This window comes from Streptomyces glaucescens (assembly GCF_002154375.1).
GTDB classification, from domain to species: domain Bacteria; phylum Actinomycetota; class Actinomycetes; order Streptomycetales; family Streptomycetaceae; genus Streptomyces; species Streptomyces glaucescens.
This window is the reverse complement of sequence record NZ_MUND01000048.1, coordinates 1-15344: the sequence shown is the minus strand read 5'-3', so window position 1 is coordinate 15344 and position 15344 is coordinate 1. Positions and strand designations below refer to the sequence as shown.

At 73.3% G+C, this 15344-nt stretch carries 13 protein-coding genes, 1 pseudogene and 1 riboswitch; of the genes and pseudogenes, 6 read left to right on the top strand and 8 right to left on the bottom strand.

Going from position 1 to position 15344, the window contains the following annotated elements; genetic code table 11:
* Window positions 1-281, bottom strand: a pseudogene (locus CCN42_RS03915) (tetratricopeptide repeat protein); the annotation flags it as partial.
* Between the two features lie 180 nt (window positions 282-461).
* Between CCN42_RS03915 and CCN42_RS03910 the strand changes: the two are divergent.
* Together CCN42_RS03910 and CCN42_RS03905 are read left to right on the top strand one after the other, a co-directional pair.
* Entirely contained in the window at window positions 462-932 is a 471-nt protein-coding gene (locus CCN42_RS03910) for a DUF6668 family protein (protein WP_086733075.1), read from the top strand.
* Between the two features lie 417 nt (window positions 933-1349).
* Entirely contained in the window at window positions 1350-1928 is a 579-nt protein-coding gene (locus CCN42_RS03905; RefSeq protein WP_086733074.1) for a flavodoxin family protein, read from the top strand.
* 3 nt (window positions 1929-1931) lie between these two features.
* On the opposite strand, the gene CCN42_RS03900 is transcribed toward CCN42_RS03905, so the two are convergent.
* From CCN42_RS03900 to CCN42_RS03885, 4 genes are all read right to left on the bottom strand, one after another.
* Window positions 1932-2816, bottom strand: a complete 885-nt coding sequence (locus CCN42_RS03900; protein WP_086733073.1) for an ABC transporter permease — start codon at window positions 2814-2816, stop codon at window positions 1932-1934.
* Window positions 2803-3777, bottom strand: coding sequence for an ABC transporter ATP-binding protein (locus tag CCN42_RS03895; protein WP_086733072.1), 975 nt, complete (start codon window positions 3775-3777; stop codon window positions 2803-2805). Before CCN42_RS03895 ends, CCN42_RS03900 begins: the two co-directional genes overlap by 14 nt.
* 44 nt (window positions 3778-3821) lie before the next feature.
* On the bottom strand, window positions 3822-5060 hold the full coding sequence (locus tag CCN42_RS03890) for a LolA family protein (protein WP_086733071.1): 1239 nt from the start codon (window positions 5058-5060) through the stop codon (window positions 3822-3824).
* A gap of 222 nt (window positions 5061-5282) precedes the next feature.
* Window positions 5283-6293 carry a polyprenyl synthetase family protein gene (locus CCN42_RS03885; RefSeq protein ID WP_086733070.1) on the bottom strand — a complete coding sequence of 337 codons (1011 nt, stop codon included), beginning with the start codon at window positions 6291-6293 and terminating at the stop codon, window positions 5283-5285.
* 320 nt (window positions 6294-6613) lie between these two features.
* Here CCN42_RS03885 and CCN42_RS03880 point away from each other — a divergent pair, with 320 nt between their 5' ends.
* Together CCN42_RS03880 and CCN42_RS03875 are read left to right on the top strand one after the other, a co-directional pair.
* Window positions 6614-8614: a CocE/NonD family hydrolase gene (locus CCN42_RS03880; RefSeq protein WP_086733069.1), complete on the top strand. Its 2001-nt coding sequence runs from the start codon at window positions 6614-6616 to the stop codon at window positions 8612-8614.
* Between the two features lie 283 nt (window positions 8615-8897).
* Window positions 8898-9068: riboswitch (cyclic di-AMP (ydaO/yuaA leader) on the top strand.
* Between the two features lie 5 nt (window positions 9069-9073).
* Entirely contained in the window at window positions 9074-9568 is a 495-nt protein-coding gene (locus tag CCN42_RS03875; RefSeq protein ID WP_386580099.1) for a transglycosylase SLT domain-containing protein, read from the top strand.
* Here CCN42_RS03875 and CCN42_RS03870 read toward each other — a convergent pair.
* Window positions 9532-10410 carry a Cof-type HAD-IIB family hydrolase gene (locus tag CCN42_RS03870; protein ID WP_086733068.1) on the bottom strand — a complete coding sequence of 293 codons (879 nt, stop codon included), beginning with the start codon at window positions 10408-10410 and terminating at the stop codon, window positions 9532-9534. The genes CCN42_RS03875 and CCN42_RS03870 overlap by 37 nt on opposite strands.
* 316 nt (window positions 10411-10726) lie before the next feature.
* Between CCN42_RS03870 and fahA the strand changes: the two genes are divergently transcribed.
* Window positions 10727-11938 (top strand): fumarylacetoacetase, encoded by a 1212-nt coding sequence (gene fahA, locus CCN42_RS03865; protein WP_086733067.1) that lies wholly within the window; start codon window positions 10727-10729, stop codon window positions 11936-11938.
* A 242-nt stretch (window positions 11939-12180) separates the two neighbouring features.
* Window positions 12181-13119, top strand: coding sequence for a M56 family metallopeptidase (locus tag CCN42_RS03860; RefSeq protein ID WP_086169105.1), 939 nt, complete (start codon window positions 12181-12183; stop codon window positions 13117-13119).
* 38 nt (window positions 13120-13157) lie between these two features.
* Here CCN42_RS03860 and CCN42_RS03855 read toward each other — a convergent pair whose 3' ends face one another.
* Both CCN42_RS03855 and CCN42_RS03850 read right to left on the bottom strand, forming a co-directional pair.
* On the bottom strand, window positions 13158-13457 hold the full coding sequence (locus CCN42_RS03855; protein ID WP_086733066.1) for a DUF6506 family protein: 300 nt from the start codon (window positions 13455-13457) through the stop codon (window positions 13158-13160).
* A gap of 130 nt (window positions 13458-13587) precedes the next feature.
* Window positions 13588-15344 (bottom strand): RecQ family ATP-dependent DNA helicase (locus tag CCN42_RS03850; protein WP_086733065.1); only part of this gene is annotated, 1757 nt, incomplete at its 5' end.

The window sequence follows — 15344 nt, the reverse complement described above, 5'->3', positions numbered from 1 at the left end:
TCCGGGTCGACCCGGAGCGGGACGACGTAGCCGATGCGCTCGTCGTGGACCGTGGCGAGGACGGGGCGGCCGGTGGCGAGAGCGATGCGGTGGAGGTGGTTCAGGACGCACTGCTGCGGCTCCTCGCCGGGCGCGGGAGCGAGCGGGGACCCGCCGACCGTCACCTTGCCGGTGCCCGGATAGCTCCCGCCGCCGGCGAAGACGCGGACGTCGACCGGTGTCGCCGCAGACGCGCCGTGGCGCTGCTGTTCCGGCTGCTTCTCGCGGCTGAGTCGAGACATCGGGTTCCCTCACTTGGACGCGTCCGCGAGATGGTGGCGGACCCTGCCGCCGAGTCTCTCCGCTGCCCCTCGGTGCTCCGGTCACCGCGGTGTCACAGCCTCGTCCCAAGGCCCGGCCCCCGGTCACCGTACCCTCTCGGCGGCGGGGCAGGATCGAAGGAGGCGTGGGAGGGAGCGGTCATGCGGACGGGTGGGCAGCGGGGACCGGAGATCTGGATCCGCGGACCGGTGGCGAGCGCGCCGCCCCGCCGCTTCTCATGGGTCGGCGCGCACGGCGGGTCGGGCGTGTCGACCCTGGCGGCGGTCTACGGCGGTCAGGACTGCGGGCGGGACTGGCCGGGCCCCGCCGATCCGCCGGGGGTGCTGCTGGTGGGGCGTACCCATGCGGCGGGCCTGGACGCGGTCGCCCGGGCCCTGGCGGACTTGCGGGACGGCGGCGCACCGCGAGGACTGGGCCTGGAGGGCGTGGTGCTGGTCGCGGACGCTCCGGGCCGGCTGCCGCGTCCGCTCGCGCGGCGGGTCGGAGAGATGGAGACGGCCGTCGGGGTGTACCGCGTGCCGTGGGTGTCCGCCTGGCGCCTGGGCGACCTCGGCGGGGGCCCGCCCCGGGGGACGGAACCGCTGGCACGGCTGACGGGGGCGAACCACTGAGAGGCGCCGCCGGACTGCCGGACTCTCGGGCTGCCGGGCTCTCGGGCTACCCGACTACCGGACTCTCGGACTACCCGACTGCCGGACTGCCGGGCAGCCGCTGCGGCGAGGCCGCGGCTGACCCCGGGCGACCACTGCGGCGAGGCGTGCCGCCGCGAGGCGGTCAGAACCAGCCAGTTCCGACCGGCAGGCACGGCCGCCGGGTCCCCCGACGGAAGGCCGCCGTTGCCGCCGGGGCGCCCCCGCAGCGGAAGTGCCGCTCCCCCGAGCCAACGAGACGGGAATGAACGGCTGTTCCATGCGGCTGCATAAGATGCCGGGCACTGGCTCGTCGTCGTTTCCGGATGCCGGTGGCGCCATGCGAGCCGATGCCGATGCCGTCCGCACCCGCGGACCCGCGGACCCCAGGGGGGAACCTTGTCCCGTCGCTTCCTTTTCCTGCTCGGCAGCAGCCGCCCTGACGGCAACACCGAGTTGCTGGCCCGGCGGGCCGCCGAACAGCTGCCCGAGGACGTCGAGCAGCGCTGGATCAGCCTTGCCGAGCATCCGCTGCCGGACTTCGAGGACCGGCGGCACGGTACCGACGCCGCCCAGGCCGAGCACGAGAACTCCGTCCTGCTGCGCGAGGCCACGCTCGCCGCGACGGATCTGGTGATCGCCTCGCCGCTGTACTGGTACTCGGTGACCACGCCGACCAAGCGCTACCTGGACCACTGGTCGGCCTGGCTGCGCACCCCCGGCGTCGACTTCCGGGCGGCGATGGCCGGGCGCACCCTGTGGGGCGTCACCGCCCTCGCCACCGAGGCCGTGGTCGCCGGCCCGCTGATCGGCACCCTCAACCACTCGGCGGCGTACATGGGGATGCGCTTCGGCGGGGTGCTCCTCGGCAACGGCAGCAAGCCGGGCGACGTGCTGAACGACAGCGAGGCACTGGCCCGCGCCAAGACCTTCTTCGCCCAGGAGGCCCCGCTCGCCCGCTTCCCGTCCGGGGAGTGACGCTCAGGCGTTGATGTCCTTCGCCGTGAACCTCGCCCACGCCGCGGAGCCGAAGACGGCCGCGTAGAGGGCCTGGAGGCCGAGGTTGCGCGTCAGGTCGTCCCAGAGGACCGGCTCGCGCATCAGGTCGGCGAAGGACAGCCAGTAGTGGGAGAACAGGTAGGGGTGCAGGGCGTCCAGCTGGGGTATCTGGTCGAGGATCTGCACGGTGATGAGCAGGCCGACCGTCGTCGCCATGGCGGCGATGCCGCTGTTGGTGAGTGTCGACACGAACAGGCCGAGCGCCGCGATCCCGGTCAGTGAGGCGGCGACGGCGAGCGCGATCAGCAGCGCCCTGCCCAGTCCTTCGGCGAAGCCGATCCGGGTCCCGGAGATGGTGGTGAGGTCGCCGAGCGGGAAGAGCAGCGCCCCGACCGCCAGCGCGGACAGGGCGACCACCAGGGTGGCGGCCAGACAGAACACCATGGTGGTGGCGTACTTGGTGAGCAGCAGCCGGGTCCGGCCGGCCGGGGCGACCAGCAGGTAGCGCAGGGTGCCCGCGTTCGCCTCGCCGGCGATCGCGTCTCCCGCCACCACTCCCACCGCCATGGGCAGGAAGAACGGCAGGGTCGCGGCGAGTGCGGTGAAGACCAGGAACAGGCCGTTGTTGGTGACCTGGGCGATGAAGGCCGGGCCCTCGCCGCCGCCCCCGCCGCCGGCCGGGGAGCCGTCGCCGGTCTCGATCTTCACGGCGATCCCGACCAGCACGGGCACGGCGGCCAGGACACCCAGCAGGGCGAGGGTGCGCCAGCGCCGGAAGGTGGTGGCCAGCTCGCTGCGGAGGAGGCCGAGGGACCACAGGGGGCTCGGCGTGCGCGCGACCGGCGTGCCGGTCTCAGCCCGCGACATCGAACCCCTCCCCCGTGAGCGCCATGAACGCGTCCTCCAGTGAGGCCCGCTCGATGCCGAAGCCGCGCACCCGCACCCCTGCCTTCACCAACGCGGCGGTGAGGTCGGCGAGTTCCCCCTCGGGCGCATCCCCGCGGACCCGGTCCCCCGCCACGACGACGTCGGTGACGCCGTTCTCCTTCAGCACCCGGGCCGCGTCGCCGGTGTCGGGGGTGGTCACGACCAGCCGGCCGCGCAGCCCGGCCGCGAGGTCGGTGACCGTGCCCTGGGTGATCAGCCGGCCCTGGGCCATGACCGCGGCGTGGGTGCAGACCTGTTCGATCTCGTCGAGCAGGTGGGAGGAGACGAAGACGGTGGTGCCGTCGTCGGCGAGTTCCCGCACGAGGGTGCGGATCTCCCGCATGCCCTGCGGGTCGAGGCCGTTGGTCGGCTCGTCCAGGACGAGCAGCTTGCGGGGCTGGAGCAGGGCGGCGGCGAGGCCGAGCCGCTGTTTCATGCCGAGCGAGTACGCCTTGGCCTTCTTGCCTGCCGCCGCCGTGAGCCCCACCCGGTCCAGTGCCGCGGCGACCCGGTGCCGCCGGGTCCGCGGGTCGGCGGTGGGGTCGGCGGCGTCGTACCGCAGCAGGTTGTCGCGGCCGGAGAGGAAGCCGTACAGGGCCGGGCCCTCGATGAGGGCGCCGACCCGCGGCAGTACGGCGCGGGCGCCCCGGGGCATGGGCCGGCCCAGTACCCGCGCCGTGCCGGAGGTCGGCTCGATCAGGCCCATCAGCATGCGGATCGTGGTGGTCTTGCCGGATCCGTTCGGGCCGAGGAAGCCGAAGACGCTGCCCGCGGGGACGGTCAGGTCCAGGGCGTCGACGGCGAGCTGCCCGCCGCGGTAGCGCTTGGTGAGCGCGCGGGTGACGATGACGCCGTCCGCCGCGTCGTCGCCGTCCGGTGCCGTGGCGGGCGGTTCGCTCATGGGCTCCCTCATTCAGGCCGAGCTGCTCGGTCGTGCCGGTCGGTCTATCGCTCCGACTCGGCGGCCTTCACCAGCGCCTCCTTGGTGACGGCACCGGCGTACACCGTGCCGTCGTCGGTGATCAGGGCGTTGATCAGGCGGGTCTTGAAGACCGTGCCGGAGCCGAAGTCGCCCTTCACCCGGTCGCCGAGCGAGTCGAGGAAGCCGCCCAGGTCGCCGCCGACCTCGTCGCCGCCGGGGATGCCGCCGGGGATGCTCTCGCCGGTGCCGAGCACGGCGACGGAGGTCCACCCCTCGCCGATGACCTTCATCCCCTCGGGGCCCTCGGCCCCCTTCGCGCCCTCGGAGCCCGCGGCGCCCTTCCCGAAGGTCTCTTCGAGGCCCTTGGCCAGATCCTTCTCCTCCTGGGGAGTGACCGGCCGGCCGGCCTCGCTCTCCTCGGTGACCTTGGCGCCCTTGGGCGGGGTGAAGTCGAAGGTGGCGGCGTCCGGCCTGGCGTAGCTGATCCTGGTGAAGCCGGCGTCGATGACGGCGGCACCGCCGCTCGCCGGGGTGAGGGTGAACTTCAGCGGCAGGCCGGTCTTCGCGTCCACCGCGATGCTGATCGCGCCGACCGTGGAGCCGGACTGCCGGGGCTCGATGAGCAGCTTGTAGGCGTCGCGCCCGGCGACCTGCGCGGTTCCGTCGACGGTGACGGACGTGGTGTCGTCGACCGCCTTCAGCGCCTGCTCGGCGAAGTCCTTCGGCGTGGCGGGGGACTCGCCGGTGTGCTGTCCGGCGTCGTCCGCGGTGCCGTGGAAGACCTCGTTGGACGCGCTGTCGTAGCCCCAGACGTCCTTGCCGTTGTGGATGAGGCTGTACTCGGCGGCGTCCTCCAGCACCGACAGCCTCTGCCGGTCGGGGCCGTCGGCCGCGACGCGCAGGGTGTGGGTGCCCGTCGCCAGTTCGGTGAGCTTGGCGGACGGGTCGGCGGCGGAGCCGTCACCTTCGCCGCCGGGCGCGCCGGCGCCGCCGAGGGCTCCCTCCAGGCCGCCGAGGTCGGGCAGCCCCAGGTCGGTGGTGATCTTCACCGTGCCGGACAGCCGCTGTACGTCCGACTCGGCGATCTTCTGAACGAGCTGTTCCGCGGTGATCTTCGGCAGGTCGGGGCTGCCGGAGTCGGCGAGGGCGGGGACGAGCCCGATGGTTCCGGCCGCCACCCCCACCACCGCGACCGGAACGACGTACCGGGCGGCCTTGCGCCGCCGTGCGGTCGTGCTGTCGTCGGATTCGTACGGTCCCATGTGTGCCCTACCTCCGTCGTCGGCCCGCCCATTCTCACCCGATTGGGTGAGGACTGGCTGCTTTTCCGTGCATTCCCTCTGTGCTCTCCATCTGACCAAAAGCGGGCACGGCTTTCGTCAGACCGCGGGATCAACTCCGCGTACTGCTGCGGTATGACACGGCGGGCCGGGATCTCCCCCGACCCGTAGGGGATGACGGCTGCGGCAGGGCCCGGGCGGGGCTCAGCCCGCGCGGTGGACCACCGCGTCGCACAGCTCCTGGAGCGCCCGCTTGGCGTCGCACTCCGGCAGCGGAGCGAGCGCCGCGCGGGCCTCCTCGGCGTAGCGCACGGTGTCCCTGCGGGCCTGCTCCAGCGCGGGGTGCGCGCGCAGGGCCGCCAGTGCCCGGGCGTGCCGGGCGTCGTCGCTGAGGTCGGACTCCAGCAGCTCGCACAGGGCGAGGTCCTCGGCGCGCCCGCCGCGCGCCGCCTGCTCGCGCAGCCGCAGCACGGGCAGGGTGGCGATGCCCTCGCGCAGGTCGGTGCCCGGCGTCTTGCCGGACTCGTGCGAGTCGGAGGCGATGTCGAGCACGTCGTCGGCGAGCTGGAAGGCGACGCCGAGGCGCTCCCCGTACTGGGTGAGGACGTTCACGGTCGACTCGTCGACGCCGGACATCATCGCGCCGAACCGGCAGGAGACGGCCACCAGGGAGCCGGTCTTGCCGCCGAGCACGTCCAGGTAGTGGTCGACGGGGTCGCGGCCGTCCTGGGGGCCCGCGGTCTCCAGGATCTGCCCGGTGACGAGCCGCTCGAAGGCCTCGGCCTGCACCCGGACGGCCTCGGGGCCGAGGTCGGCGAGGATGTGGGAGGCGCGGGCGAAGAGGAAGTCGCCGGTGAGGACGGCGACGGAGTTGCCCCAGCGGGTGTTCGCGCTGGGCACCCCGCGGCGTACGGCCGCCTCGTCCATGACGTCGTCGTGGTACAGCGTGGCCAGGTGGGTCAGCTCCACGACGACGGCGGAGGGCACCACGCCCGGCGCGTAGGGGTCGCCGAACTGCGCGGCGAGCATCACGAGCAGCGGCCGGAACCGCTTCCCGCCGGCTCGCACCAGGTGCTGCGCGGCCTCCGTGATGAACGGGACCTCGCTCTTGGTGGCTTCGAGCAACCCTTCCTCGACAGCCGCCAATCCGGCCTGGACATCGGCTTCCAGAGCCTGGTCCCGCACGCTCAGCCCGAACGGCCCGACGACGGTCACGAGGGGTCTCCTGTCTGCTGGTGTCTACCGGCGATTACGCGGTTTGTCGATACGTCGCTGCCTTCACTCAAGTCAGCGTATCCGGTCACGTTTCGATCACTGATGCCGCCCACGGTTACAGCACGGGCGGTATCGGATCACGCCCGGTATGTTTTTGATCAGTTGATAAGAAGGGATATTCATCGACTTCGCCCCCGCCCGCACCGCTCCCGTACTCCTCCCCGCCGCCCGTGCCCGCATTCCTGCGTTCCACCGCGGCCCGATCGTCCGAAGCGGCATGAACATGCCCGCCGGCCGCCCCCGCACCCGAGGTCCGCCCGATGAGCACGCGCATCCGTACGTCCTTCCCCTACGAGACCACCCGCCAGGACGTCCGGATCCCGCTGCCGGACCGGACCCTCCTCTACGCGCGCGTGTGGCGCCCGCTGACGGACGAGCCCGTACCTGCGCTCCTCGAATACCTGCCGTACCGCCTGACCGACGGGACCGCGCCCCGCGACGCCCAGCGCCACCCCTGGTACGCGGGCCACGGCTACGCCTCCGTCCGGGTCGACGTCCGCGGGTACGGCAACAGCGAGGGGCTGCCCGCGGACGAGGGCTCCGCGCAAGAGGCGGCCGACGGGGCGGAGGTGGTGCGCTGGCTGGCGGACCAGCCCTGGTGCGACGGCAGGGTCGGCATGTTCGGCATCTCCTGGGGCGGCTGCACCTCCCTCCGGGTCGCGGCCCTCGCGCCCGAGCCGCTGAAGGCGGTCGTCGCGGTCAGCTGTGCGGACGACCGATACGACAACGACGCGCACTACAGGGGAGGTTCCGTCCTCGCGGAGGACATGCACACCCGGGCGGCGACGCTGCTCGCCCTCGCCTGCCGGCCGCCCGACCCGCGGTACGCCGGCGAGGGGTGGCGGGAGCTGTGGCTGCGGCGCCTGGAGGAGGCCGAGCCCTTCACGCACACCTGGCTGGCCCACCAGACGCGGGACGACTACTGGCGGCACGGCAGCGTCCGCGACGGCCACGGCGCGATCCGGGCGGCCGTGCTCGCGGTCGGCGGCTGGCACGACCCGCACCGCGACACCGTGCTCCGCCTGGTCGAGCACCTGCCCGCCGACCGCGTCCGCGGCCTGATCGGCCCCTGGTCCCACCAGTACCCCGACCGCGGCCTGCCGCCCGGTCCGGCCATCGGCTTCCTCCAGGAGACCCTGCGCTGGTGGGACCACTGGCTGAAGGACGCGGACACGGGCGTCCTGGACGAGCCGCGCTTGCGCGCCTACGTCAGCGACTCCCACCGCCCGGCCACCACCTACCCCACGCTGCCCGGACGCTGGGTCGGGGAGCCCGCCTGGCCGTCGCCGAACGTGACACCGATCACCTACGCCCTCCAGGGCGCGCCCGTCCTCGTACGGTCCCCCCTGCACACCGGCCTCGACGCCGGCCGGTTCCGCCCGCTCGGCGACGACGCCGACCTGCCGCCCGACCAGCGGGCGGAGGACGCGCGCTCGGCCTGCTTCGAGTTCGCGGTGGCGGAGGAGACCTGGGTGCTGGGACGACCCCGGGTGCGGCTGCGGCTGACCTGCGAGGTGCCGCGCGGGCAGGTGATCGCCCGGCTCTGCGACGTGGCGCCGGACGGCGCGTCGACCCTGGTCACGCGGGGTGTGCTGAACCTCTCGGCGCGCCGGGGCCCGGACCGCACGGTGCCGTGGGAGCCGGGGGCGACGGAGGACGTGCTGTTCGAGCTGGACGGCATCGGCCACGCCTTCCCGCCCGGCCATCGCATCCGGCTCGCCGTCTCCTCCGCGTACTGGCCGTGGATCTGGCCGCAGCCCGACACGGCGGCCGGGTTCACCCTGGACCCGGCGGGCAGCACGCTCGCACTGCCGGTCCGCGCGCGGGATGCCCAGGAGGCGATCGGCTTCGAGGAGCCCGAGCAGGCCGCGCCGCTGGGCGTGAGCGTCCCCGCCATGCTGGACGAGCCGCGCCCGGGCCGGCTGGTGGTGCGGGACGTGGCCGCGGGCGAGTGGCGGGTGGAGACCACTCCCGGGCAGGGCGGCACCCGTATGCACCCGGACGGGCTGGAACTGACCGAGGACGCCGTGGAGACCTGCACGGTCCGCGAGGACGACCCCCTCTCGGCCCGCGTCCGCTCCGACCGGTCGGTCCGGCTGCACCGCCCCGAGTCGGCCTGGGACACGACCGTGCGGGTGCGCTCGGAGCTGAGCTGCGACGCCCGGTCCTTTCTGTCCGTGAATGAGGTGATGTGCACGGAAGGCGGAGAGGTGGTCTTCCATCGCACCTGGGAGAAGCGGATCCCACGGACCGCGAGCTGAAGGTGAGTTGACACGCAATGAGCCAATTGCCCGTTTTGCCGCTCTTGCGCTCGCACGTGAGTTGACTCACGAGGGCTCGGTCACAGCCCCCTCGCAGGTCTCCCCTCTTTTCCTTGCCCCTCCTTGCCAGTTGGGCCCTGCCCACCGCAAAGGATCAAGTACCCCATACGCCACGATCATGGACCATGAGCGCCATATGTGAATCCGCTACTTGTTCCGGACACTCGCTCTCGCATACGTTCCCGCTCCGTCGGGCGGAACGCCGAATCCTGCCGCCGCCCGCGTCACCCAACCGCGAACTCACTCGTACGGCAGGAGCGGGGGACCCAGGTAAGTCGCCGGTCCGGGCACGTGCCCAGGACCGGCTCGGGGTGAAGCCGTGCGCTCAGGCGCACGGCCGGGCACCTCCCAGCCCGAACCCGACAGCTCACCCCGCAGGCGGCGGAGAGGACATGCACCATGCCTGCCAACGGCCTGCCCGCCAACAGCCGCTCGACCCGTAGCCGCCGCACCCGCCTCGCCCGCGCCCTCGCCGCCGCCGGCACCGGCGCGGCCGTGCTCGCGCTGCCGCTGATCGGCGCGACCACCGCCTCCGCGGCCACCCCGGCCGCGGCCACCGCCGCGACGGCGTACCCCAACAACCTCGACGGCTGGATCCGCCAGGCGCTGTCGGTCATGTCGCAGCACGGGATCCCGGGCAGCTACGACGGCATCTACCGCAACATCATGCGCGAGTCCTCCGGCAACCCGCAGGCCATCAACCTGTGGGACTCCAACGCCGCCGCGGGCACCCCCTCCAAGGGCCTGCTCCAGGTCATCGACCCGACCTTCGCCGCCTACCACGTGCCCGGCACGGCCTACGACCCGTACGACCCGGTCGCGAACATCGTCGCCGCCTGCAACTACGCGGCCGACCGCTACGGCTCCATCGACAACGTCTTCGGCGCGTACTGAGCCACGCACCCCGCTTCACCGTAGAGCCGTTCGAGGACGGCGGCGATGCCGTCGTCCTCGTTCGACAGGGTCACCTCGTCGGCCACCGCCTTGAGTTCGGGATGGGCGTTGGCCATCGCCACGCCGCGCGCGGCCCAGTCGAACATCGGGATGTCGTTGGGCATGTCCCCGAAGGCGAGGGTGTCCTCGCGACGCAGCCCCAGATGCTCGGCGGCCAGCGCCAGGCCGGTCGCCTTGGTGATGCCGCACGGCTGCAGTTCCACCGTCCCCGGACCCGACATGGTGACGGTCGCGAGCGAGCCGATCACCGCGCGGGCCACGCCCGCCAACTCGTCGTCGCTCAGCGTGGGGTGACGCAGCAGCACCTTGCTGATGGGCTCGCCCCACAGGTCACGGCGCCGCTCGACCCGCACCGCGGGGAGCGTGGGGTGCGGCATCCGGTAGCCCGGCTCGATCAGCGTCAGCCCGTCGGTCCCGTCCTGGTCGACCGCCGCGTACACCTGCCCCACCTCGGCCTCGATCTTGCCGAGCGCGGTCTCCGCCAGCTCCCGGTCCAGGGTCACCGACCACAGCAGCCGGTCCGCGCCCACGTCGTACAGCTGCGCCCCTTGCCCGCACACCGCCAGCCCCGTGCCGCCCAGGTCCTCCAGCAGCGGACGCACCCGCGGGGCCGGCCGTCCGGTCACCACCAGATGCCGGGCGCCGGCCGCCGCCACCCGCGCGAGGGCGGCACGCGACCGGTCGGAGACCGTGTCGTCGCCGCGCAGCAGGGTGCCGTCGAGGTCGGTGGCGATGAGGGAGTACGCGGCGGTGCGCGCGGCATATGCGGTGGGGAGGACCATGACCAGAGAATACGGACCGCGCGCCCGGCCCGCTCACCCTCAACTCCCTTCTGGCCATCCGGTTTTCACCCCCAGGAGCGAGCCTGTGACAGCCCGGGACGGGACCCGTGACCCCGTACCCGGCCGGACACCGCCCGGAGGACTCCGGGCGAGACCGCCGACCCACCCGAGCCGGCCGGGAGTTCCCGGCCCGGCAGCGGGCGGCGGAGGGCATTCGCGACATCAACGGCATTTTGAGCACTGCCCAAACCGGGATCACCGCCGTAACGTTGGCGCGACCGCATGGACCGCACGTACGAAAGTGAGGCAGTACCCCATGCCCCCCTTCGATGTCCCCGAGGGCGACCCCTTCGGTCCGCACAACCTTCCGTACGGCGTGTTCTCGCCCGCCGGTTCCGAGCAGCGGACCGTCGGCGTCCGGCTCGGCGACCATGTGCTCGACGCCGGCGCGGCGGCCCTGGCGCTCGGCTCCCCGTACGCCTCCCTGCTCGCCCGGCCCACACTGGGCCCGCTGCTCGCGGCCGGCCGCACCGCCTGGTCGGACGTCCGGCGCGCGCTCACCGCCTGGGTGACCGTGCCCTCCCACCGCGAGACCGTCGCCCCGCTGATGCACCCCCTGTCGTCGGTGACCCTGCATCTGCCCTTCGAGGTCGCCGACTACGTCGACTTCTACGCCTCGGAGAACCACGCCCGCAACGTCGGCCGGATGTTCCGTCCGGACGCCCCCGACTCGCTCACCCCCAACTGGAAGCACCTGCCGATCGGCTACCACGGCCGCTCCGGCACGGTCGTCGTCTCCGGCACCGAGATCGTCCGCCCCGCGGGCCAGCGCAAGGCGCCCGCCGACCCCGCGCCCGTCTTCGGGCCGTCCGTCCGCCTGGACATCGAGGCGGAGGTCGGCTTCGTCGTCGGCGTGCCCTCGCGGATGGGCCACCCGGTCGCGCTGGGCGACTTCCGGGAGCACGTCTTCGGGCTGTGCCTGCTCAACGACTGGTCGGCGCGCGACATCCAGGCCTGGGAGTACGTGCCCCTCGGCCCCTTCCTCGGCAAGTCCTTCGCCACCTCCGTGTCCGCGTGGATCACCCCGCTGGACGCCCTGGAGGACGCCCGGGTGGCAGCGCCGGAGCGCACCCACGCGCTGCTGCCCTACCTCGACGACGCCGACGAGGAGCCCGGCGGCTACGACCTGCGCATCTCCGTCGCCGTCAACGGCCATGTCGTCTCCGAGCCGCCCTTCTCCACCATGTACTGGACCGCGGCCCAGCAACTCGCCCACATGACCGTCAACGGCGCCGCCCTGCGCACCGGCGACCTCTACGGCTCCGGCACCGTCAGCGGCCCCGAGCCCGCCCAGCGCGGCTCCCTGCTGGAGCTGACCTGGAACGGCCGTGACCCGCTCGAGCTGCCCGACGGCAAGCGCACCTTCCTGGAGGACGGCGACACGGTCACCCTGACGGCCTGGGCACCGGGTCCGGGCGGGGCCCGGGTGGGGCTGGGCGAGGTGACGGGAACGATCGTTCCCGCCTGAACCGCCGTTCCTGCCTGAACCGCTGTTTCCGGCTGAACCACCGCGTCCGGCAGGCCGGTTGCTCCTGGAAGGGTGACTTCCGGTAACGCGTCGGTCCGGGCGCTGACTCCGGACCCCGCCCGCCGTCATACTGGCGGCGGGCGCAGTGCGCGACGCCGGTACGGGATGCGGACGGCGCGCGCCCGCGCCACGCCACCCGTACCACCGAAGCCGACCCTCACTCCAGATCCGGAGCCCGTGGCATGACCGTCTGCCTGCTCCTGCTGAGCGTTCTCGCCCTGACGGCCGCCGTGCCGGTCCCCCGTGCGCTGACCCGCGCCGCCTGGCCCGAACGGGAGCCGGTGGTGGCACTGTGGGTGTGGCAGTGCCTGGTCGCGACCGTCCTGCTGTGCTGTCTGACCGCGCTGACGCTCGGTGCGGCGGCGGTCTTCCAGACCGTCCGCGACCGGGTCTTCGCCCCGGCCCCGCCCGCCGTCACCGCCGCCTACGACCTGTCCGCCGCGCCGCCCTGGGCCACCGCGCTCACCCTGCTGCTGGCCTGCGGGGCCGCCTGGACCACCGCGATGCTCGCCCGGGAACTGGCCGAGGCCCGCCGCCGGCGCGGTCAGGCCCGTGCCCACCTGCGGGAACGCGCCCCCGACCTGCCCGCCGGGCTCCCGGCCGGACGGGGGCCGCTGCTGGTCCTGGAGGACGAGTACCCGGACGCCTGGTGGCTGCCGGGCCACCCGGCGCAGCTGGTCGTCACCACCGGCGCCCTGCACCGGCTCACCGACCACCAGCTCGACGCGGTCCTCACCCATGAGCGCGGTCACGCCCGGGCCCGCCACGACTGGCTGCTGCACCTGTCGACCGCCCTGGCCACCGGCTTCCCCCGGGTCCCGCTGTTCGCCCACTTCTGCGACCAGACCCACCGGCTGGTCGAGCTGGCCGCCGACGACACCGCCTCCCGGCGCTGCGGTCACCTCACCACCGCGCTCGCCCTGATCGAGCTGAACCAGCATCGGGGCGTGCTGTCCTGCTCCTCCAGCCACCGGCTGCTCGGCGAGCGCGTCGACCGGCTGCTGGAGCCGCCGCCCCGGCTGGGCCGCCGCCACCGGGCCCTGACGACGACGGTGGCGGCCCTGGTCCCGCTGCTGCCGCTGCTGATCACCTTCGCGCCGGGGCTGACGGCACTGAGCTGAGTCCCGCGGCGGCCTCCGGCATCGCGCGGGCGCGGATGTCAGGAGAAGATCGCGTGCACCTGGTCGATCGCCTCGGGCCCGTAGCCGACCACGCCCACGGGTACGGCGCCGTCGATCGCCTCGATGAGGCGCCCGGCCCATACCGGCCCGAAGCCCCCGCACAGTTCGATCAGCTGCACGCCCTCGTCCACCAGGCGGCGCGCGGCCTCGATGCCCTCCTCGGGCTTTCCCACCCCGACCAGCACGGTGCGGCATGCCCCGGTGTCCACGACTCTGACCTCGCCACCCGCCGCGCTGCCGTCCGCCGTGTAGATGAAGCCCCAGTGCGTGAGCGCCATGCGTATCGACCTCCTGTGATCGTCGGAGCCTCCAGCGAAGCAGAGCCGGGACGGGATTGCCGGGCTTCCGGTAAAGCGACCGCCCCGAAGGCGGCGCGGCGGACGCCGGCGCTTCCCATGCGGACCCGGCCTACGACCAGTCGGGCTCCTCCTCGGGCCAGTCGTCCGGCCCGAAGGGGTCGTCGGGTTCGGGGGCGGTGACGGTCCCCGGGGCGGCGGCCCCGGACTCGGTTCCGGTGGACGCCGGAGCCGGGCCCGGGCGGGCGCCCAGCTCGGCGAGGACCGCGAGGACGCCCTCCCCGTACGTCGCCAGCTTCTTCTCGCCGACGCCGCTGATCCCGCCCAGCTCGCGCACCGAGGACGGCCACACGGTGGCGATCTCCCGCAGGGTCGCGTCGTGGAAGATCACGTACGCCGGGACGCCCTGCTCCCGGGCCTGCTCCGCCCGCCAGGCGCGCAGCGCCTCGAAGGCCGGCACCAGCTCCGCCGGCAGCTCGGCGGCGGCGGCCGTCTTCGGCTTGCGCTCGCCGCGCCCGGAGGACGCCGACGACTTCGCGGTCACCGGCTTCTTCGGCTCCTTGCGCAGCGGCACCTCCCGCTCCCGCCGCAGCACCGTCCCGCTGGCCTCGGTCAGCACCAGAGTGCCGTACTCCCCCTCGACGGCGAGCAGGCCCTGCGCGAGCAGCTGCCGGATGACGCCCCGCCATTCGCCCTCGGTCAGCTCGTCGCCGATGCCGAACACGGACAGCTGGTCGTGGTCGAACTGGATCACCTTGCCGGTGCGCTTGCCCAGCAGGATGTCGACGATCTGCACCGCGCCGAACTTCTGTCCGCGCTCCCGCTGCAGCCGCACCACCGTCGACAGCACCTTCTGCGCGGCGACCGTGCCGTCCCAGGTCTCGGGCGGGGTCAGACACGTGTCGCAGTTGCCGCAGCCGTTCGTGTCCGGCTCCTGGCCGAAGTAGGCGAGCAGCTGCCCGCGCCGGCACTCGGCGGTCTCGCACAGCGCGAGCATCGCGTCGAGGTGGGCCTGGGCCCGCCGCCGGAAGGCCTCGTCCCCCTCGCCGGACTGGATCAGCTTGCGCTGCTGGATCACGTCGTTGAGGCCGTACGCCATCCAGGCCGTGGACGGCAGTCCGTCGCGGCCCGCGCGGCCCGTCTCCTGGTAGTACCCCTCCACCGACTTGGGCAGGTCCAGGTGGGCGACGAACCGGACGTCCGGCTTGTCGATGCCCATGCCGAAGGCGATGGTCGCGACCACCACCAGGCCCTCCTCGCGCAGGAAGCGGGACTGGTGGGCGGCGCGCGTGCCCGCGTCCAGGCCCGCGTGGTACGGCACCGCCTCGATGCCGTTGCGGGAGAGGAACTCCGCCGTCTTGTCGACCGAGTTGCGCGACAGGCAGTACACGATGCCCGCGTCGCCCGCGTGCTCCTCGCGCAGGAAGCTCAGCAGCTGCTTCTTCGGGTCGGCCTTCGGCACGATCCGGTACTGGATGTTGGGCCGGTCGAAGCTCGCCACGAAGTGCCGGGCCGCCGGCATGTTCAGCCGCTGGGTGATCTCCTGGTGCGTGGCGCGGGTGGCCGTCGCCGTGAGGGCGATCCGCGGGACGTCCGGCCAGCGCTCGCCGAGCAGGGAGAGGGCCAGGTAGTCGGGGCGGAAGTCGTGGCCCCACTGGGAGACGCAGTGCGCCTCGTCGATCGCGAAGACGGAGATCTTGCCGCGGGAGAGCAGGTCCAGCGTGGCCTGCACCCGCAGCCGCTCCGGCGCCAGATAGAGCAGGTCCAGCTCGCCCGCCAGGAACTCCGCTTCGACGACCCGCCGCTCGTCGAAGTCCTGCGTGGAGTTGATGAACCCGGCCCGGACGCCGAGCGCCCGCAGCGCGTCCA